General features: G+C 69.9%; 16 protein-coding genes. 2 read left to right on the top strand and 14 right to left on the bottom strand.

Annotated elements, in window-relative coordinates:
* Positions 1–3: 3 nt before the first annotated feature.
* Positions 4–2,592, top strand: a complete 2,589-nt coding sequence (locus Q664_RS17780; protein WP_043396535.1) for a VIT domain-containing protein — start codon at positions 4–6, stop codon at positions 2,590–2,592.
* 42 nt (positions 2,593–2,634) lie between these two features.
* Here Q664_RS17780 and Q664_RS17775 read toward each other — a convergent pair whose 3' ends face one another.
* From Q664_RS17775 to ung, 13 genes are all read right to left on the bottom strand, one after another.
* Entirely contained in the window at positions 2,635–3,645 is a 1,011-nt protein-coding gene (locus tag Q664_RS17775) for an NADP-dependent oxidoreductase (RefSeq protein WP_043396531.1), read from the bottom strand.
* Positions 3,646–3,756: 111 nt separating this feature from the next.
* Positions 3,757–5,190, bottom strand: a complete 1,434-nt coding sequence (locus Q664_RS17770) for a di-heme oxidoreductase family protein (RefSeq protein WP_052518286.1) — start codon at positions 5,188–5,190, stop codon at positions 3,757–3,759.
* Positions 5,187–6,683, bottom strand: coding sequence for an RCC1-like domain-containing protein (locus Q664_RS17765; RefSeq protein WP_052518285.1), 1,497 nt, complete (start codon positions 6,681–6,683; stop codon positions 5,187–5,189). Before Q664_RS17765 ends, Q664_RS17770 begins: the two co-directional genes overlap by 4 nt.
* Before the next feature lie 154 nt (positions 6,684–6,837).
* Entirely contained in the window at positions 6,838–7,140 is a 303-nt protein-coding gene (locus tag Q664_RS17760) for a YkvA family protein (RefSeq protein ID WP_043396526.1), read from the bottom strand.
* A gap of 96 nt (positions 7,141–7,236) precedes the next feature.
* Complete coding sequence (locus tag Q664_RS17755) at positions 7,237–8,820, bottom strand: hypothetical protein (RefSeq protein ID WP_043396521.1); 1,584 nt, start codon at positions 8,818–8,820, stop codon at positions 7,237–7,239.
* Between the two features lie 378 nt (positions 8,821–9,198).
* Complete coding sequence (gene gyrA, locus Q664_RS17750) at positions 9,199–11,967, bottom strand: DNA gyrase subunit A (protein WP_052518284.1); 2,769 nt, start codon at positions 11,965–11,967, stop codon at positions 9,199–9,201.
* A gap of 187 nt (positions 11,968–12,154) precedes the next feature.
* Positions 12,155–13,306 (bottom strand): hypothetical protein, encoded by a 1,152-nt coding sequence (locus tag Q664_RS17745; protein WP_043396517.1) that lies wholly within the window; start codon positions 13,304–13,306, stop codon positions 12,155–12,157.
* A 34-nt stretch (positions 13,307–13,340) separates the two neighbouring features.
* Positions 13,341–13,709 carry a hypothetical protein gene (locus Q664_RS17740; RefSeq protein WP_043396514.1) on the bottom strand — a complete coding sequence of 123 codons (369 nt, stop codon included), beginning with the start codon at positions 13,707–13,709 and terminating at the stop codon, positions 13,341–13,343.
* A complete protein-coding gene (locus Q664_RS17735) occupies positions 13,706–14,197 on the bottom strand; it encodes a hypothetical protein (RefSeq protein WP_152622161.1) in 492 nt (163 codons plus the stop codon). The genes Q664_RS17740 and Q664_RS17735 overlap by 4 nt, the downstream gene beginning before the upstream one ends.
* A gap of 49 nt (positions 14,198–14,246) precedes the next feature.
* On the bottom strand, positions 14,247–15,056 hold the full coding sequence (locus Q664_RS17730; RefSeq protein ID WP_043396509.1) for a tetratricopeptide repeat protein: 810 nt from the start codon (positions 15,054–15,056) through the stop codon (positions 14,247–14,249).
* Between the two features lie 110 nt (positions 15,057–15,166).
* The gene (uppS, locus tag Q664_RS17725) at positions 15,167–15,964 is read right to left on the bottom strand and encodes a polyprenyl diphosphate synthase (protein ID WP_043396506.1); all 798 of its coding nucleotides are present in this window, start codon (positions 15,962–15,964) and stop codon (positions 15,167–15,169) included.
* A gap of 122 nt (positions 15,965–16,086) precedes the next feature.
* Positions 16,087–17,748: a type VI secretion system contractile sheath domain-containing protein gene (locus Q664_RS62175; RefSeq protein WP_043396502.1), complete on the bottom strand. Its 1,662-nt coding sequence runs from the start codon at positions 17,746–17,748 to the stop codon at positions 16,087–16,089.
* An 83-nt stretch (positions 17,749–17,831) separates the two neighbouring features.
* A complete protein-coding gene (gene ung, locus Q664_RS17715; protein ID WP_043396578.1) occupies positions 17,832–18,506 on the bottom strand; it encodes a uracil-DNA glycosylase in 675 nt (224 codons plus the stop codon).
* A 163-nt stretch (positions 18,507–18,669) separates the two neighbouring features.
* Here ung and Q664_RS17710 point away from each other — a divergent pair, with 163 nt between their 5' ends.
* Complete coding sequence (locus Q664_RS17710; RefSeq protein ID WP_043396499.1) at positions 18,670–19,395, top strand: immunity 52 family protein; 726 nt, start codon at positions 18,670–18,672, stop codon at positions 19,393–19,395.
* 75 nt (positions 19,396–19,470) lie between these two features.
* Here the strand turns inward: Q664_RS17710 and Q664_RS17705 are convergent, their stop codons facing one another.
* Positions 19,471–20,397, bottom strand: a complete 927-nt coding sequence (locus Q664_RS17705) for a DUF2381 family protein (protein ID WP_052518283.1) — start codon at positions 20,395–20,397, stop codon at positions 19,471–19,473.
* Between the last annotated feature and the right edge of the window lie 74 nt (positions 20,398–20,471).

The raw sequence follows: 20,471 nt of genomic DNA, 5'->3' as shown, positions 1-20,471 counted from the left end.
GCCATGGAGATCCAGAAGGCAGGGCTGTACACGCAGAGCGGTGCGCAGGTTCCCCTTCAGGGCGTGGACGTCAGCGGCGAGCTGCTCGGAGGTCACGCCCGCGTGCGCGTGCGCCAGCGCTACCGCAACACCGAGTCCAAGCCCGTCGAGGCCGTCTACGTCTTCCCCCTCCCCTCCGACGCCACCCTCACCGCCTTCTCCATGGAGTGCGCCGGCCGCCGCGTCCAGGGCGTCCTCAAGGAGCGCGAGGAGGCCTTCCGCACCTATGACGACGCGGTGACCGCCGGCCACGGCGCCGCCCTCCTCGACCAGGAGCGCCCCAACGTCTTCACCGCCCAGGTCGGCAACCTCCTGCCCAACGAGGAGACGCTCGTCGAGGTGGAGTTCCTCCAGGCCATCCAGGTGGAGGAGGGCTGCGTGCGCTGGGCCCTGCCCACCCTCGTCGCTCCCCGCTACATCCCCGGCGCTCCCTCCGGTGACCGCTCCGCCCACGGTTGGGCCAACCCCACCGACCGCGTGCCCGACGCCGACCGCATCACTCCTCCCGTGGGCGACGCGCGCTACGGCCTCACCCTGGACCTCCTCGTCTCCCTCGGCCGCGAGGTGGTGGTGGAGAGTCCTTCCCACAAGCTCGACCTCTCCCGCTCCGAGGGCGCCACTCGCGTCAAGCTCTCCCAGCCCCACGTCTCCCTGGACCGTGACCTGGTGCTGAGCATCCGCAGCCCGGATACCAGCATGCCCCTCACCACCCTCGTCACCCACCGTCAGGGCGAGGAGCCGGGCACCTTCGCCCTCACCGTGGTGCCGGACCTGCTGGGCATGGCCTCGGGCCCCAAGCGCCAGGAAGTGGTGTTCGTGGTGGACACCTCCGGCTCCATGGACGGCGAGAGCCTCCCCCAGGCCCAGGGCGCGCTCAGGCTGTGCCTGCGCCACCTGCGCGAGGGGGACCGCTTCAACATCATCGCCTTCGAGAACTCCTTCCGCCTCTTCTCGCCGGAGCCGGTCACCTTCACCCAGAAGACCCTGGAGCAGGCCGACCGCTGGGTGGCCGCCCTGCGCGCCAGCGGCGGTACCGAGTTGCTCCAGCCCATGCAGGCCGCCGTGCAGGCCGTGCCAGACGGCGTGGTGGTGCTGCTCACCGACGGCCAGGTGGGCAACGAGTCCGAAATCCTCAACGCCGTCATGGGTGCCCGTAAGTCCGCGCGCATCTACTCCTTCGGCATCGGCACCAACGTCAGCGATGTGCTGCTCAAGGACATGGCGAAGCAGACGGGCGGCGCCGTGGAGTTCATCCACCCCGGCGAGCGCATCGACGACAAGGTGGTGGCCCAGTTCTCCCGTGCTCTGGCTCCCCGCGTCACCGGCGTGGAGGTGCGCTTCGAGGGCGTGGAGGCCTCGGAGCTGGCTCCCGCCGAGCCTCCCCAGCTCGTGGACGGCACGCCCTGGAGCCTCTTCGGCCGCTACACCACGCCCGGCTCCGGCAAGCTGGTGCTCAAGGGCAAGTCCGGTGCGGAGACCTTCTCCCTCTCCATCCCCGTGAGCTTCCCCGCCCAGAGCGACAGGCCCGCGGTGGAGAAGCTCTGGGCCGCCGAGCGCATCCGCGCCTGGCAGGACGCGGCCCTCGTGGGCCGGCGTGCCCAGTCCCTCAAGGACCGCATCGTCCAGCTCGCCCTCGCTCACGGCATCGTCACCCCCTACACCTCCTTCGTCGTGGTGGAGGAGCGCACCGGTGAGCGCCGCGCCTCCGGCCAGCCCGAGACTCGCGTCGTCCCCGTCAACGCCCCCGCCGGCTGGGCCATGTTCGGCACGGCGAAGCAGGAGGAGGCCGAGGGCGGCGTCGACAGCATGAGCGCCTCGGGAGGCAGGGCGAAGCGGCAGCGCAGCACCGGGTCGTTCCCGGCGGTGCTCTCGAAGTCAGCCCCCGCCAGGAACGCCCGGCCTTCTGCCCCGGGGGCACCGCCTCCGCCCGCCCCCATGGCCCCCGCGCCGGCCGCATCGATGGCGCCGCCCGCCCCGGCCCGAAGGGAGGCCGAGTCCGCGAAGAAGAAGGGGGGGTTCCTCGGCGGCCTGTTCAAGGACAAGGCCCCGCCGCCCGTGCAGATGGAGCCCCTCATGGACTCCATGACCGACGACGCCGAGGCGGAGGAGTTCATGGAGCTGTCGCGCGCCGCGCCCGCGGCCGAGGCGCCCATGGAACCGGCGCACGGAGCCGACGGCGGGGTGGGCCTGCTCGAGAAGCAGCTCGCCAGTGGCTTGTGGGCGGGGACGGGGGCGGGCGCCGAGCCCGTGCGTCAGGCCCGCGCCACCGCGCTCGCCCTGCTGGAGCTGCTGCGCCAGGGCATCACCAGCAGCCATGCCCTGCACGGCGCGCAGGTGAAGAAGGCCGTGGAGGCACTGCTCGCGCTCGTCCCGCAGCTCGGCGGCGCTCCCGACGTGGCCGAGTTCGCTCTCGGCGTGGCCTGGCTCGTGGCCGCGGGTCCTCGCACCCGCGGGCGCATCGCCCAGGCCGCCCAGCCCATCGCCGGGCTCAGCGCACGGCTGGAGAACGAGGTGGCCCTGCGCCAGCACGTCGACTCGCTCGCGACGCGCTGACTTCCCCTCTCCCCCCTGGGAGAGGGAGCATGCGCAACACGGCTACTCCCCGGCCACCTTGAGCACGAGCTTGCCCGTGTTCTCGCCCTTGAAGAGCTTGAGCAGGGTGTCCGGGAACGTCTCCAGGCCCTCGACGATGTCCTCGCGCGACTTGAGCTTGCCCTGGGCCATCCAGCCAGCCATCTCGCGCGCGGCCTCGCCGTAGCGCGCGGCGTAGTCGAACACCACCATGCCCGTCATGCTCGCGCGGTTGACGAGCAGCGACAGGTAGTTGGACGGGCCCTTCACCGGAGTCGTGTTGTTGTACTGGGAGATGGCGCCACAGATGATGATGCGCGCGCGCATCGCCAACTGGGTGAGCGCCGCGTCGAGGATGTCGCCACCCACGTTGTCGAAGTAGACGTCGATGCCGTTGGGGCAGTGCGCGCGCAGCGCCTTCTTGACGTCCTCGGACTTGTAGTCGATGGCGGCGTCGAAGCCGAGCTCCTCGACGATGTACCGGCACTTGTCGGCACCCCCGGCGATGCCCACCACACGGCAGCCCTTGAGCCTGGCGATCTGTCCCACCACCGTGCCCACGGCGCCCGCCGCGCCCGAGACGACGACGGTGTTGCCCGGCTGCGGCTTGCCGATGTCGAGCAGCCCGAAGTACGCCGTCATGCCAGGCATGCCGAGCGTGCCGAGGTAGACGGGCAGCGCGGCGAAGCTCGTGTCCACCTTGGTGACGCCCTTGCCGTTGGAGAGGGCGTACTCCTGCACGCCAAAGGAGCCGGAGACATGGTCTCCCACCGCGAAGCCGGAGTGCTTGCTGGCGATGACCCGGCCCACGGCGCCAGCGCGCATGACCTCGCCGATGCCCACGGGCGGGATGTACGACTTGCCCTCGTTCATCCACCCGCGCATGGCCGGATCGAGCGAGAGGTAGAGCACCTTGACCAGCAGCTCTCCCTCGCCCGGCTCGCGCACGGGCTCTTCGGTGTAGGACCAGTCTTCACGCTTGGGCATGCCCACGGGACGGGCCGCGAGACGGAACTGATGATTGGTGGTGGTCATGCGGCCCCTCATAACCGCCAGTGGACGCACGGGCCAGTGGAACGGGGACAGGCACCCTCACCCTGTCCCTCTCCCGGGGGGCGAGGGGTGATGGGCACCGTGCGGACGCGGTTACAGCGACTCGAGGAAGGAGAGGAGGGCCTCGCGTTCCTCCTTCGAGAGCTGACGGACGGCTTCCCTTGAGGCCTCGGCCTCGCCTCCGTGCCAGAGGATGGCCTCCATCAACGAGCGCGCCCGTCCATCGTGCAGGAAGCGCGTGTGCCCGTTGACGGTGGCCGTCAGTCCGATCCCCCACAGCGGTGCCGTCCTCCACTCGCGCCCCGTGGCCTCGAAGTCCGGCCGCCCGTCCGCGAGCGCCTCGCCCAGGTCGTGCAACAGCAGGTCCGAGTAGGGCCGGATCGTCTGTCCGGACAGCTCCGGGTAGCCCTCCAACGTCCCCGTGTCGAGTGTGGGCCGGTGACAGCCCGCGCACCCCACGCGGTGGAAGAGCGCCTTGCCCCGCAGCACCCGGGGCGCGTCCACGCTCCGCCGCGCGGGCACGGCCGCCACGTGTGAATAGAAGGTGAGCGCCGCCAGCCGGTGGGACTCCACCTCCGGAGCGCCTCCCGTGGGAGCGTCCCCACAGGCCTGCTCCGCCGCCGTGCAGGGCTGCGCGGGGAAGAGGGCCGTGGTGAGCCCCATGTCCCCGAGGAAGGCGCCCGCGTTCTGCTGCTCCAGGTCCGGCTGGTTGGCCTTCCAGCCGAAGCGTCCCAGCGCCTGCCGGCCCTCGCGCACGCTCCACACGCGGTTGGGCCTGCCGGAGATGCCATCACCGTTCGCGTCGTCCGGATCCGCCCACTCCAGCACCGTCTCCTCGGGCACCGCCGCCAGCAGGCCGAGCCCATGCAGCGGTTGAGCGAGCCGCGGCGAGAGCATCGTCTCCGGGTGAAGCGGACCATGGGCCGGTGCCTCCAGCACGTACTCCGGGGCCTGGAGGGTGAAGGCCTCTCCGTCCGCGAAGGAGCCCTCACGAGGCGTGTGGCGCACCACCACCCGCGCCTCGGCTGGCACTCCGGCGATGCCCTTCGGTTGGAGCTGGTCACCATAGGTGGGCTCGGGGAGCGGGCCGCCATGGGGCGCCGTACCCGGAATGCTCAGGCGCACCAGCAGCGCCTCGCCCGTGGAGCCGGGCTCGTCCGGCGGCGCGGCCCGCCCATTGGCCGGGTGGCACGAGATGCACGCCACCGCGTGGAAGAGGGGCCCCAGTCCATCCCGGTCCGCCCGGCTGCTGGAGGCCGGAGCGGGCACCCAATCAATCTCGAAGACGCCGCGTCCCGAGACGAACCCCGAGCGACGCTCCAGCGTCAACGCCGGCAGCGCCTGGGCGAAGGCCTGTGCACCCGCGTGGGTGACGGTGCCCGCCTCACCGCCCGACAGTTCCTCTCCGGGCTCCACCACGTCCCAGCGCACCGGGGGCGCCTCGTCCGGAGGAGATGGAGGCTCCTCGCGGCACGCCGCCACGAGGGCCAGCGCCGCCGCCCACGTCCAGCCGTGACGCCCCCTCATGGGAGCTTCACCTTCACGGGCTCGGGGAAGCTCCAGTTGTTCTGCAGCTCGTCGTTGCCGAGCGAGCCGTTGCTGTTCCACCCCCACCCGAAGAGCTGACCATCCCGGCGCAGCCCGAATCCGTACGTGGAGCCCGCGGCGACGTCCCGCAGCTCCGACAGTCCCACCACCGCCGTGTCCGCGAGCGGATGGGCCTGCTGCGCCGTGCCACTCGAGCCGTTGCCGAGCTGCCCGTTGAAGTTCTGGCCGAAGCCCCACAGCGTGCCATCCGCCTTGAGCGCGAGGCTGAAGTTGGAGTTGGCGGCCACGGCCACCACGTCCGACAGGCCCACCACCTTCACCGGCGCATGCACCTCGGTGCCCGTGCCACTCTCGCCGTTGCCCACCTGGCCACTGACGTTGAGGCCCCAGGCGGACACCGTGCCGTCCGCGTGGAGCGCCAGCACGTGGTCACGCCCGCTGGCGATGTCCACCACACTGGAGAGGCCCGGCACCCGTGCGGGCTCGGCATGCGCCTCCGAGTCCTCCGTGCCCTGCCCCAGGTTGCCGAAGTTGTTGTTGCCCCACACCCAGACCGAACCGTCCCGCGTGAGGGCCACCGACTGCTGCGAGCCGCCCGCCAGCTTCACCACGTCCGTCAGCCCGAGCACCGGCACGGGGTAGTCGCGGTCCGTGGTGGTGCCGTCACCGAGCTGGCCGTTGTTGTTCTTCCCGAAGGCCACCACCGAGCCATCCGCCTTCAGCACGAGTGAATGGCTGAAGCCGAGCGCCCCGGACACCGCGTCCGTCAGTCCGGGCACCTGCGTGGGCCGGTTGCGGGCCACGGTGTCCGGCGTGCGCGTCTGTCCCTCCACCGGAGGCGTCCCCAGGCCGAGCTGCCCGCTGGCGTTGGCGCCCCACGTCCACACCGTGCCGTCCTCGCGCACCGCCAGCGAGCTGTTGCTGTTGAAGGCGATGGAAGCCACACGCGCCAGGTCCACCACCACGGGTGTGGTGCGCTTCTCGGCGTCCCCCAGCCCGAGCTGGCCCTGCGTGTTCTGCCCCCACGTGTACAGCCGTCCGCCGTGCACCGCGCCGCCGTGCAGGCCCCCCGCCGACACGAGGTTGCCGAAGTGGAAGGAGACGGACGACTCGGCCACGTGGCCCACGGCGTCCTCCGCGCGCACCACCACGGTGTTGGCGCCGGGCCGGGGCATCACTTCCAATGCGAAGGCCCGTCCTCCCTCCGCCTCCGTGGACTCGAGCACCTGGGACTCACCGTCGTTGAGCCTCCAGGTGAGCCGCACCACTCCGGTGTCATCACCCACCGTCCCCTCCAGCCGCACGCCCTGGTACGCGCCCAGACGCCGGGCCTCGTACGGCGAGGCGAACGACACGGCCGGCGGAGTCAGGTCCACCGGAGACGGTGGCGTGCCCGTGTCGGGCGGCGGCTTGCCACCACATCCCCACAGCAGCACGGCTCCGAGCAGGGCGTAAGACGAACGTCGGTGCATGGCTCTCCCTTCATCGGAGTGGAACTCCGGTGGAAAGCTCCGCCGCTAACGCATTGCCATGGAGGAGCACAAGCCCTCCACGGACCCGGGTATGGGTGTTGCTCGAGATGCCACGAGCTGGAGCTGCTGGGCCGAGCCCCTCGTGCGGCGCCCCTCAGCGCTCGCGCAGCGGAGGCGTGCCCGTCTGGCCCTCCGCCACCGGCTGGGGCCAGCCCGACAGCTCGCCCTCCGGCGCGTAGCGCTGCACCTCGCGCACCATGAAGAAGGCCGCCGCCGACAGCACGCCCACGTCGTCCAGCCAGCCCAGGAGGGGCAGGAAGTCCGGCAGCGCGTCCACGGGAGACACGAAGTAGATGACGGCGAACAGCCCGGCCAGCCTCCGCCACAGCGGCACGCGCGGATCTCGCACGTAACGGAAGAACCGGGTCCCCATTGCACGAAGGCCTGCGACGTTCATGTCCTCTCCTACGAATGGAGGCCACGCTCCATTGCGACCCCTCCACCGTAGGTGCCCGGCCGCTCGTGGGGCAAGCGGCCTCGCTCGGGACTGTCCTCAGTCGTCCTCGCACCGCTCCTTGTCCGGCTTGCCCTTCCCGGGCTCGTCCGCCCGCGCCCCGCGCACCTCCGGCTCCTGGCACTCGTCCTCCTCCGGGGGCTGGTCGAAGGGCGGGCGCCGCGCGAGGAAGGCCTCCAGCAACTGCTGCCGCGGAGGGAGGAAGTTCTGCTCCAGCACCTTCGAGAGTCCGAAACGCGGGCCATCCGGCCCCTCCTCCGTCGTGCGCTCGCTCACGTGCACGAAGGTGAAGGGGGTCTTCTTGTCGGGCCAGGTGAGCCCGCCTCCGAGGTCCGCCTTGGTGCTCAGTTGGTGGCAGCCCGCGCACGAGAGCACCTGCGCCCGCGCCACGATGTTGTCCACGGTGAGCGGGCTGCCCAGCTCGGTGAGCCGCCGCTGGAGCTTCCTGCGCAGCGGGCCATCCCCCTTGCCCATCTGGTGGGAGTAGAGGTTCTCCGTCCCGTTCGAGTGGCTCTGCCCGCTGTTGAAGCGCTCCTCCACGTCCAGGCTGAAGCGCAACAGGTCGTTGACCGCCAGCGACTCCACCTGGGACACGAGCGCCTCCGAGAACGCCTCCTTCAGCGGGTGCTCCTGCTTCGCGCTGAAGAGGATGCCGGCCGGGTTCGTCTTCACCGTGTCCGGCTCGAAGCGCATCATGCACGTGTTCCCCGTGCACCGCGTGCGCAGGCGGAACTCGCGCAGTGTCCACGTGCCCTGCGTGATGCTCTGCTGGATGAACTGGTTGGTGCGCACCTGGCCCGTCGCCCGCTCCGTGGCGTTGCCGAAGCGGTCGGGGTGGATGACCGGCGGGAACTTCCCCACGCCCTCGAAGTAGAAGCGGTGCAGCGCCTCGGCGCGCGCCGCCGGGTCGGGCTCCCGCGAGAGCTCCGCCCAGAAGCGCGCCACCTTGCGGCACCCCTCCAGCCCCTTCTTCGGTTTCGGGTTGGGCAGCACCCCCTCGAAGGCGATCAGGTTGCGCTGATTCAGCTCGCTCATGCCCGAGCGGCGCGCGAAGACGATGCGGTACTCCCCGCAGTCGCTCCCGTCCGCCGCCGCCAGGTCGAAGCGATTGAAGAGCCCGATGGGCACGTACGCCGCCGCGTTCGTCGCCGGCTCGAGGAAGGGATTCTCCAGCGCCTGCCGCCACTCGTCGCGCGGACAGGAGTAGGGGAACCCGTTGAAGCCCGGCTTGCCGTCCGGCAACAACTCGTCACCGCAATGCGGACCACCCAGCCCCAGCCCGGGCACCTTGCGCTGCGAGTCCCACCACTCCTGGTACAGCCGCAGCCCCGTCAGCCCCGGAACGCCGCTCAGCTCCGCGAGCCGGTTCATCACCTCCTCGAAGCTGAAGCGCGCCAGGATGACCTCGTCCGTCACCGCCAGCGAGCGCCGCGGCTCCACGACGATGTCCTCCTCCGTCCCCGCCAGCGACTGGGGCCCACTCACCGTCAACAGGCTGATGCCCCGGCGCTCCGGATGCCGCGACACCTGGGGCACGGTGGGAACAGGTGGCTGCTCCACGGACGCACGACAGGCCGTCAGGGCCGTGGCTCCAGCCAGGGCCAGGAGTAAGAACGAACGCATTGAACCCCCTCCGCAAGCCGCCCGTCTCCACTCGAGCGAAGGCATGCCTGCCTCCAGAACTTAATGACGCGGGCAAGGCGGGGTTGACCGTCCGGCACGGGACAACCGGGATGAGTTCGCCGTGCGGGTTCTGTGTGGGGGTCCACGGTGGAACTGCCCTGGAGGGCTTCCGTGCTCCCTGGAAACACGAAGAGGGCCGGTGGAGGGAATTCCCTCACCCCAGCCCTCTCCCAGGGGGAGAGGGGGCTTTACACGGGCTCAACTCCAGGCCCGTGGCACCCTCACCCCGGGGGGCTTGCCCCCCTTTGAACGACGGGGGGCTCCTCTCCCGAGGGGAGAGGGGTTGTTGTCCTGGCCTGGCGCTACTTCAGCGCGACCTCAGCTCTGCTCCGGCTCCGAGTCCGAGGCTCCGGTGTCCGACGGCTCTCCGCTGCTCTCCGTGGCCGCTTCGGCTTCCGACGGCTCCTCCGACGCCACCGCTTCCACCGGCGCCGTCGTCTCGCCCCCGTTCTCCGTCTCGTCCTCCGACTCCGGCAGCTTCGAGATGCCCGTCACCTTCTCGTCCGCGCTCTCCAGCGCGATCAGCCTCACGCCCTGCGTGTTGCGGCCGATGACGGAGATCTCCTTCGCCTTCATCCGGATGAGCATTCCGCCGTTCGTCACCAACATCACCTCGTCCTTGTCCGTCACCTGGACCAGGCCCACCACCTTGCCATTCCGCTCGGTGGCCTTGATGTCGATGATGCCCTTGCCGCCTCGGCCCTGCTGACGGTACTCGCTCTCCTCCGTCCGCTTGCCGTAGCCGTTCTCCGTCACCGTCAGGATGGTGGTGTCCTTCTCCACCACGTCGGCGCCCACCACCTCGTCACCCTCCTCCAGCGTGATTCCCTTCACACCGTACGCCTGACGGCCCATCGAGCGCACCTCTTCCTCCGGGAAGCGGATGCTCATGCCCGTCGCCGTCGACAGCAGGATGTCCTTCGTCCCATCGGTGATCTTCACCGCGACGAGCTCGTCACCCTCGTCGATGCCCAGCGCGATGATGCCGCTCGCGCGCACGTTGGCGAACGCCGACAGGTCCGTGCGCTTCACCACGCCGCGCTTCGTCACGAAGAACACGAACTGGTTCTCCACGAACTCCCGCGTCACCAGCACCTGCGCCAGCCGCTCGCCCTCGCCGAACTGCACCAGGTTCACGATCGCCTTGCCGCGCGACGTGCGGCCCGCCGACGGAATCTCGTGCACCTTCAGCGAGTACAGCCGGCCCTTGTTGGTGATGGGCATCAGGAAGGCGTGCGTGCTCGCCACGAACAGGTCCGTGACGAAATCGTCTTCCTTCGTCGTCGCCCCCGTCTTGCCGCGCCCACCGCGCTTCTGCGCCCGGTACTCGGAGAGCGGCGAGCGCTTCACGTAGCCCGTGTGCGACAGCGTGACCACCATCGTCTCCTCGGCGATGAGGTCCTCGCTCGTGATCTCATCCACCGCGCCGGTGATCTCCGTGCGCCGCTTGTCCCCGTAGCGCTCGCGGATCTCCTTCAGCTCCGTCTTGATGACGTTGAGCAGGCTCGACTCGTTGGCGAGGATGTCCTCCAGGCGGAGGATCTCCCGGATGAGGTCCACGAGCTCGCGGAACAGCTCCTCGCGCTGCAGGCCGGTGAGGCGCTGCAGACGCATCTCGAGGATGTTCTTCGCCTGCTCCTCGCTGAAGCCCAAGCCCTCGTACTTGTGCTCCAGGCCCGAGTAGCTCGGCACCTCGGCGCGCGCGCGCGAGACGAGCAGCTCCATCTGCGCCTTCGCCTTCTCGTAGTCGATGCGCTGCAGGTTCTTGAAGCGCTCGTGCTCGTAGAGGGCGGGCGAGAGGATGTTCATCAGGCCCCAACGGGCCTCGTCCGGATCCTTCGAGGCGCGGATGAGGCTGACCACCAGGTCGATGAGGTCCTGCGCGACGAGCAAACCCTCGACGATGTGGCGGCGGGCGCGCGCCTTGCGCAGCTCGAAGCGGCTGCGGCGCGTCACCACGTCACGGCGGTGCGAGATGAAGCGCTCGAGCAGCTCCTTGAGCGTGAGCGTGCGCGGCTGGCCGCCGTCGATGGCCAGCATCACCGCGCCGAAGGTCGTCTCCAGCGGGGTGTTGGCGAACAGGTTGTTGAGCACCACCGCGGACATGGCATCGCGCTTGAGCTCGATGACGATGCGCATGCCCTGCCGGTCGCTCTCGTCGCGGATGTCGCTGATGCCCTCCAGCTTCTTCTCGCGCACCAGGTCGGCGATCTTCTCGATGAGCCGCGCCTTGTTCACCTGGTAGGGAATCTCCGTGACGATGATCGCCTCACGGTCTCCCTTCTTGGAGGTCTCGATCTCCGTGCGGGCGCGCAGGGTGATCTGCCCGCGGCCTGTCTCATAGGCGCGGATGATGCCCTCGCGGCCGGAGATGAAGCCGGCGGTGGGGAAGTCCGGACCGGGGATGAACTGCATCAACTCCCGGACGGTGGTCTCGGGGTGATCGATGAGGTGCAGCGTCCCGTCGAGCACCTCGGTCATGTTGTGCGGCGGGATGTTGGTGGTCATACCCACCGCGATGCCCGTGCTGCCGTTGACCAGGAGGTTGGGGAACTTGCTGGGGAGGACGAGCGGCTCGACGGTGGAGTCGTCGTAGTTGGGACCGAAGTCGACCGTCTCCTTGTCGATGTCCGAGAGCATCTCCTCGGCCAGGCGGTCCATGCGCACTTCGGTGTAACGCATGGCGGCCGGGGAATCGCCGTCCACCGAGCCGAAGTTGCCCTGGCCGTCCACCAGCAGGTAGCGGAGGCTCCACTCCTGGGCCAGACGCACCATGGCGTCATAGACGGCGGTGTCGCCGTGGGGGTGGTACTTACCGATGACGTCACCCACCACGCGCGCGGACTTCTTGTAGGCGCGGTTGTGGTAGTTGCCCAGGTCGTTCATCGCGTAGAGGACGCGGCGATGCACGGGCTTGAGGCCGTCACGCACGTCGGGCAGGGCGCGCCCGATGATGACGGACATCGAGTAGTCGAGATACGAGCGGCGCATCTCGTCTTCGATGTTGACGGGGATGAGTTCTCCCACGCTGCCCGGAGGCGGAGGCGCGGGGGGTGTTGCCGGCTTGTCGGTGGTGTCGTCGGCCATGAAATCTGTGAGGTTTCGAGGGGGGCCCGCACGAGGGGGCCCATCTGGGTAACGTGGTTACCTAACCCCCGGATTTTCCTGCGTCAACAAGGGAAACACGGGGGTGGTGAGGGGTAGCCAGAAAGGCGGTCCCGAGCCTGCCCGGCCGGGGGGTTCCAGACACCTTTCCGGACGTCGTTTTCCCCCGTCAACGGATGAGCGCGCGCGCTTGTTGCACCAGCGGAACCAGCCGTGACGAGTCCTTCCAGCCACGCAGGCTCTGGGAGCCAATGCCGTACCGCTGGATGAGCGTGCGGAGGACGTCGCGAACCCGCTCGCCATCCGCCCCGGTCCGGCCCTCATCCGCCCGCCAGGACTGCTCCTCCATCCGCGCCCAGCGTGCGGGCGTCCAACGCTCCTCGTCGGGAATATCCGGGCGCTGGGCGTCCCACAGCTCGTAGGCCACTTCGATCAGCCCCGCCCGGGCGTCCTCGATGGCCTCCGAGGGGAGGAGCCGGACGCGCGGCACGTACTCACGTTCGAAGAGCCACCAGAGGACGGGGGCGAACTCGTGCGGCTCGGGCGCGAGGGGGGCCAGCCGGGCCTGGACGAGCTGCCGCATCCGGGCCGAGGCCTCCTGGTGCCAATACTCGGCGTGAAGCAGACGCTCGGGGCCGTTGCGCGGCGGGCGGGACGGCGCCAGCGTGGCCCGCTTGCGGAGCTCGGCCACCATGAGGCCCTTCGCGTCCACGCCGGACAGCCGGCGCCACACCGAGGCCAGCGCGGCCTCGCCCCTCGGCCACCACAGGTTCAACGCCTCGCGCTGGGTCTGGGTGAAGGGGATGCGGCCGGTGAGCAGCATGGGGTGAGCGAAGAGCGGCTCCAGGAAGCCCCCGAAGGCGGCGGCCTCACGGAGCGCGGGCAGCGAGTCCGGGAGCAGCTCCAGCGCGGTGCTCGCGCGCAGGTGGGGAGGGATCTCGCGGGGAATGGTGACGAGCCATTCCCCCAGGGCCGCCATGAGGCTCCCCAGGGACTCCTGGGGATTGCGCCCGAGTTTACGGGCCACGTCGCGGGCGATCTGCTCGTGGAGCGAGTGGACTTCGTAGAGGCAGCGGACGGTCGGGTTGCTGGTGGGCCAGGACTCGGCCTGGGCGCGGCGCAAGGCGGGGCCGAGCATCGCGTCCAGGGAATCCTGGTGGGCTGAAATCTCGCGCAGCAGGGGCAGTTCCCGCCGCAGCCGCTCCTGCCATCGGGACTCGGCGAGCACCAGCACCAGGCGGTAGTAGCGCTCGCGGGCGGGCTCCAGCAGTTCCGCCCGGCCTTCGAGACGCAGTTGGTATTCGTCGCGCGGTGCTCCCATGGTGGTGCGGAGTATACCTCTCGCGGCGTGGTGCTCAGGTGGCTCGTTCCCGTGTCAGGGCGTCATATTCCGCGCAGCGCTCCAGGAACCTCAGGATGGCCGCCCGGTGGTCGCCCCCAGCCTCTTCCAGGTACAGCCCGGCCCATCCCTTGCCCGACGGGAACTCATTCCGGACGTCCCGGAGCCAGGCGCTGAACTCCTGGTACCTCGAGTCCTCGACTCCCCCGCAGTACAGGTGGAAGCGCACGCCGTGTACGAACGCGGCCACCGTTCCTACATCCAGCTTGCCGAAGAACATCTCCGGCATCACCCCACCCAGAATCTGCTCCCGGATGAAGAGCAGGACATCCAGGGTCGAAACGAATTTGCCCTTCCACGCCTCGGGGGGACGAATGGCGCTCATGGATGCACCGTGTACTGGAGCGTCCCCAGGTACGTCATGGCTGCCTGATACTCAGCCCAGGTCATTCCCACCGCTCCCGTAAAGGCATCGAAGATTCGCCCATCATTGCGCACGGCCACATGGAAATTGTTGTCCGAGACCAGTTGTCTGCCTCTCCACGACAGCATGTCCCCAGCCGTGCTCGAGATGCGGATGACTTGGGGATTCTGGCCCAGCTGCCTGAATCCCTCGGCAATCGCGTTGGCCGTGGACTGGCAGGCGTTGGGAGCACGGCTTGCCGTGTCGAAAGCCCTTTGAAGCGCCGTGAACCACTTCGGGAGCTGCGATGCGCCCGTGGCCAGCAGATAGTAATCGCCGGCCGCCGCAACCTCTCCGCGCAGAATCAATACGAGGGTGTGCGTCCGAACTGTATCCCCTGAAGCGTCCGCATACTGGATGGGGGCGAGCAGCAATACGACACACATCAGATTCCGAAGGATCCAGGCCACGCACACCCCCAAAGCTCAAGAACGAGGATACACCCCTCGTTCACAGGCATCAGCCCGCCTGAGCAATAGTGTCGTCCTTGGGACGCAGCGGGGTGGCGAGCCGCTCGGCCTCCGCACCGAGGGGTCCTTCCGGATCCAACGCCTTCGCGCGCTCGAAGGACGCGAGGGCTCCCGTCCGGTCCCCCTTCAGCTTGAGGGCCACTCCCACGTTGAGGTGCGCGCCGATGTTGTCGCGGTCCATGGCGAGCGCATCTCGGAAGTGCGCCAGCGCGTCGTCCAGGTCACCCGCGAGCAGGGCCTCCTTGCCGGCCTGCACGCGCTTGTCCGCGTCGTTGACGAACTCCACCTGGAGCAGGCTGCCACCCGCCACGGTGAAGATGAGCGCGCGCAGGATGCCGCCCCAGTAGAACGTCAGGCCCTCGGCGGCGACCACCGCGGCGATGGGCAGGTCCGGCAGCAACTGCTTGCCCCGGAACTTGAAGCGCACCTTCGTGTAGCGGCCCTTGTTGGCCCAGTGCACCAGTTCTTCACGCAGCTTGCCCAGGCTCTCCTCGACGCGCTTGGGGTCGATCTCGAAGGGCAGCGTGGGACCAGCCACGGACTCGCCCGCTGGCAGGGCCTTCATCTCGGGAACGGGCTCGGAGAGGGGGAGCGCCGCATCCGCGGTGATCTCCTCGGGCTCGGGAGCGGACACCGGAGCGGCGCGCTTCTTCGCGGCGGCGGGCTTCTTCACCGGCGCTCCACGCTTCTTCACGGGCGCGGGGCTCTTCTTCGCGGAAACGGCGCTCTTCTTCTTTGGAGCCGCGCGGGTGGCCTTCTTCGGGCTCGCCGGGGCCTTGCGGGATGCGGTCTTCGCCATGGTGGGTAGACTCTAACCAGTCGCGAGCCGGCTTGCTCGCGACCCGGTCCCCCCCTGCCTCCTCCCGCCGCTCCGGGCCTCGGGACTCACGACCCGCGCCAACACCCGGGTCACGCGTTGGCCCGTTGGGCGTCCTCTCGCTTCACTTGCGCGGAGGTGAGACCGAAGCGCCGCTCGCGTTGCTGGTATTGAGCCAGGCAGCGCAGGAAGGCCTCGGTCCTGAAGTCCGGCCAGAGGACGTCGCTGAAACACAGCTCCGCGTACGCCAGCTGCCAGAGCAGGAAGTTGGAGATGCGCTGCTCACCACTGGTGCGCACCACCAGGTCCAGCGGTGGCAGCCCGTCCGTCCAGAGGTAGGACTCGAAGGTCTGGGTATCCAGTTGCGCCGGCGTCAGCTCGCCCTTGCAGGCGGCCTCGGCCATGCGGCGCGCCGCCTGGGCCAGCTCCTCGCGTCCGCCATAGGACAGCGCCAGCGTCAGCACCATCCCCGTGTTGTCCGCCGAGTCCGCCCGCAGCCGGTCCAGCGGCTCCTTCACGAAGCGCGGCAGCTTCTCCACCTCGCCAATGGCGTTGAGGCGGATGCCGTTCTCCAGGATTTCCGTGCGCTCGCTCTCCAGGTACTCGCGCAGCAGGTGCATGAGGGCGGCCACCTCCTCGGCGGGGCGGGCCCAGTTCTGCGAGGAGAAGGCATAGACGGTGAGGGCCTGGACCCCCACGCGCCGGGCGCAGCGGGTCACCTCGCGCACACTGTTGGAGCCCTCGCGGTGGCCCTCTTCCCGGGGCAGGCCGCGCAGCTCCGCCCACCGGCCGTTGCCATCCATGATGAGACCCACGTGGCGCGGCAGGGGCCGTTCCTGGACGAGTCGTTCGAGAGCAGCCACGGAGGGAGGTGACAGGGGACGTTCCATGATGCGGCTCAATGTAGAGACGCCCCCCCACCCCGTCCACGGAGGGTGGCGGGAGTGGTCGCGGCACCCGCCCGAGCGGTCGCGCCCGGGGGTTGAATCGCCGATGAAGAAGGCGTCCGCCGCTACCCGCGCATCGGCAGCACGAAGCCCAGCTCCAGCGGCATGCCCGCGTACTCCGGCCGCACCAGCGCCGTCACGCGCACGCCCCGGGTGCCCTCACCGGTGGGCACCACCTCGCCGCGCACCCGGCCCGCGGGCGTCGCCCCGCCGAACAGGAACACGTCCGCGGCCTGTGAGAACAGCGTGGACACCTCCGCGTCACCCGCGCTCGCCGGGAGCTGGTCCCTCACCCACTGCGCGAAGCGCACGATGCGGCCCGTGAGGAGCTGCGCCGGCAGCGGCACCCGGTGCTCGCCCCCGTACACCATGGGCGCCGCCGTGAGCTGCAGCACGTCCGTGTTCCTGCCGCTGCCCAGCCCCAGCACCCCCAGCTCGGCCAGCCGCGACTGCGTGCGCAGGGGGAAGAACGTCTCCGTGGGCACCGCCGTCCCGGCCTCGCGCCCCGGCGGCAGCTGCCACACCGCGGGCGCCTGCACCCCGCCCGTGCCCCCGAGAATCCTCGCGAAGCTCCCCGTCTCGCGGAAGCTCGACGCCAGCATCGACGCCACGCCCAGGGCCGCGCTGGTGAAGCACGTCCGCCGCCGGGCTCCCTGCCCGTCCACCATCACCACCACCCGGTGCAGCGCCGCGCACAGCCAGCGAGAGGACTCCTCCGCGCGCAGGCCCATCCAAGCCTCGGAGACTCCACCGCCCTCCTCCATCCGCGTCACCACCTCCGCGGCCGACGTCACGCCGAAAAGAGAGGGCGGCACATCCACCACCACCGGGAGCTGCGCCCGCTCGCCCAGCGCGGCCAGCTTCCCGAGCAGGGCCACGTCGTCCACGGCCTCCACCACGAAGAGGGCATCGGGACGCTCGAAGCGGTCGAACGGAAGCCAGGTCTCCAGGCCCTCCACGGCCGCCGGGCCCTCCACGTCGAACACCTCCAGGGCCATTCCGGACGACGCGGGGCAGTGGTCCACCAGCATCTTCAGGCCGCGCCAGGCCGACTCGAGCCGCGCGACGAGCGGATGGGCGAGCACGTCCCGGGCCGTGGCCAGCACCGCCTCCTCCACCAGGGCCCGCGCCGGAGCCGTCGCCGAGGCGGGATTCGCCGGGGACGTCGAGCGCGTCCCCACCGCGCGCAGGAAGGCATCCACGCCCGCCTTCGCCGCCTGCTCGGGGCGAGCCGAGTCCGTCCGCTCGAAGATGGAGTCCACGAGGTCTGGCTGGCGCGGCTCCGCGGGCGCGTGGGGGGCGACGCCATTGCTCACGCCATTGCCCACCCTGGGCGCGGGCGGGGACTGCTTCTCGCGAAGCACCGCGCCCACCGACTCGGCCAGGCGCCCGGCGCCCACCACCGCCTCGATGCTCCTGGCGGCCGCCTCCGGGGGCAGCTTGTCCAGCCCGTCCATGAGGGCCTTGAGTGCGCGCAGCTCGGGCAGGGCTGACACCACCTCCGCCACCACGAAGGAGCGCAGCTTGGGGAAGGTCAGCTCGAAGGTGCGCGTCTCACCCGCGCCCAGCCGGTCCGCCACGCTCACGCGCAGCCCCGTGGCGGAGCGCGCCAGTTCCTCGGCGAAGGAGTCCGGAGTCACCTGGAAGCGCCTGCCCGAGGGGCTCTGCGTGAAAGCCCCCGCGACCCACCACCTCACCTGCGAACCCGCTGTATCCTCACGGCTCATCCTGGCGACCCCCCTCGTTGGAGTGGCCGACGAGGTTAGCCCGATTCAGCATGCCCGGAACAGTTCCCGGAGAGGGCTCCGCCTCACGACGGCAGTTGCCAGTCGATGGGCTCGCGCCCCGCCTCCTTCAAGGCCTTGTTGGCGCCGCTGAAGGGTTTGCTTCCGAAGAAGCCCTTCTTCGCCGACAGGGGCGAGGGGTGCGGCGCCTCGAGGATGAGGTGCTTCGAGGTGTCGATGAGTGCCTTCTTCTTCTGCGCGTAGCTGCCCCAGAGGATGAACACCACGGGCTCCCGCTTGCCGCTCACCTTCTGGATGACGGCATCGGTGAAACGCTCCCAGCCATGCCCCTCGTGGGCGTTGGGCTCGCTCTGGCGCACCGTCAGCACCGCGTTGAGCAGCAGCACGCCCTGCTCCGCCCACGGCACCAACGAGCCGTCCTTCGGCCTCGGCGCGCCCACGTCGCTCTCCAGCTCCTTGAAGATGTTCACCAGCGAGGGCGGCGGCTTCACTCCCGGCTGTACGGAGAACGCCAGCCCATGGGCCTGCCCCGGTCCGTGGTACGGGTCCTGCCCGAGCAGCAGCACCTTCACGTCCTCGTAGGGCGTCAGCCGGAAGGCCGAGAACAGATCCTCCTCGGACGGGTACACCGTGTGCTCCCGCCGCTCCTCGGCGACGAACGCCTCCAGCTCCGCGAACTCCGGGCTGTCCAGCACGTCCTTCAGCTCCTTCCTCCAGTCCTTCGGCAGCCGGTCCTTCATCGAGCCCATCGCGCCTCCTGGTATCGAACCCCTTTGAAACCCCCGTCCTACACTACTTTTGCGGTGGGATGGCGTATGTCATGTCCCATGCGAGTCTTCCGGGCGGGAGCACATCACGGGTATTGACGTGGTGTTCACCCCACCGCCCTGAGGCGAAGCACCCATGAGAGAGACCTACTACGCGGGCATCTACTGGGGGGGCCGCGAGGACTCCGCCGAGGAGTGTGCCCGGCGGGCGGAGGCGTTCTTCCACCTGCTGTCGCGTTGCGACTCCATCTACGCCCGCTGGTTCGAAAAGGCCGACTCGCGCAAGAAGGCGCTCCAGCTCCGGTTCGAGCCCACCGCTGACACCTTCCTGCGCTTCTTCAAGAGGAGGACGTACCAGGAGGGCCGGGATGGCTTCATGCTCGGGTTCTGGACGGGGCGCGAGGAGGGGCACGGGGGGCAGGTCACCTTGCGCTGTGGCTCCGCGGCCGAGCTCATGCCGAACAACTGCCTGCTCTACCTGCCTTCGGAGGAGCCGGAGAGGGAGCGCGTCCTCCAAGTGGACGTGCTCGCCGGGGTGCTGCACGCCATGGTGCTGGCGTGGGAGCCAGACTGGGGGGTCATCACCTCCGACGATTTGCGGAACAGCTTGTCCCAGACGAGCAAGGCCGGGACCTTCGTGGGTTGGTGGACGTATGTGTCTCGTCGCCGGGGAGAGGTGCCGCCCCTGCCGGAGCCGGTGCGGGTGCAACCGGTGGAGGACAAGGGCACGCTCCTCCTGCTCACGCCCGAGCGCCTCACCGCCTCCAATCCCGAGCACCTCGCCCTGGGCCGGCATGTCCAGGAGGTGCTGAGCGCCAGGGGCCTGCTGGAGCCGGTCGTTTCCAGACGGCCCGCCACCTGAGCCGCGGCCCACGCGCGTTGCCAGGCACGCAGGGCCTGGCTGGCCCATGGCCACCGCTCGAGGAGCGAGAAGCGTTCAGGGGAAGGTCACGCCGCGCACGGTGAAGGTGCGCGCTCCGCCCGCCTCATGCAGCTTCAAGAAGAAGGTGCCCCGCAGCTGCGCCTCCTCCGGAGCCTCCGCCTCCACCCCGAGCCGCGCCTGCCCTCCCGGCAACAGGGGCTCGGACTGCCATACCCGCGTCACCCGCAGCCGCACGCCGTCCACACTCACCAACTCCGCGCCCTCCATCGTCCAGGGCAGAGCGCTGGTGTTCTTCACATCCAACTCCACCGCCACCTGCTTCTGTTTCACGGCGAGGTAGCTCCAGGCACGAAACACCCAGAGCGGCGCTCCGGGACGTTGGGTGAGGTCGCGCTCGAGGTCGTGCGCCAGGATTCCCTCCCCCTCCCCCACCAGCCCGGCACCCAGCAACTCCAGGAGGCTTGCGGCACAGGACCCCCGCGGACGGGCACGCTCCTGCGCCAGCGCGGCCTCGCAGCGCTCGGCCCGCTCGCGCTGCTGCCGGGACTCCAGGTGCAACGACTCCCCCGAGCGGGGCTGGCGGTACACCCGCACCTGGTGCTCGGCCCGGAGCGCGTCCTCCACCAGCCGGAAGGTGACGCTCCCGGGCTCCTGCCCATCCGCGAAGCGCACCGTCACCAGCAGCGGCCTGTCCGGCGGCACCTGCGCGGGCAGCAGTGTCACCAGGCCCTCGGCCTCGTTCACCGCCACCTTCACCCCCTGCCCGCCCTCCACCCGCACGCCACCGGGTTGCAACGGCGTGTCGAATACCAGTCCGGTGAATTGGTGGGGGCGGATGCGCACCGGGTGCCGCGTCCCGGCGTTCTCCGCCGTCAGTTCCAGGTGGCGTGCGCCCGACGTGTCCCAGTCCTCCCCGTGGAGCGAGGCGGGCGTGGACACGAGCAGCGCGAGCAGCAGGGGGGCGGAGAGCAGGGTGGACATGGGGTGACCTCCAGAGTGGCCCACCCTAGCAGGGCCTCGGAAGTCAGCCCCTCCTGTTTCTCCTCCCGCCTCCC

The organism is Archangium violaceum Cb vi76 (genome assembly GCF_000733295.1).
Lineage (GTDB): Bacteria > Myxococcota > Myxococcia > Myxococcales > Myxococcaceae > Archangium > Archangium violaceum.
The sequence above is the reverse complement of the archived record's forward strand: the minus strand, read 5'-3'. Positions and strand labels throughout refer to the sequence as shown.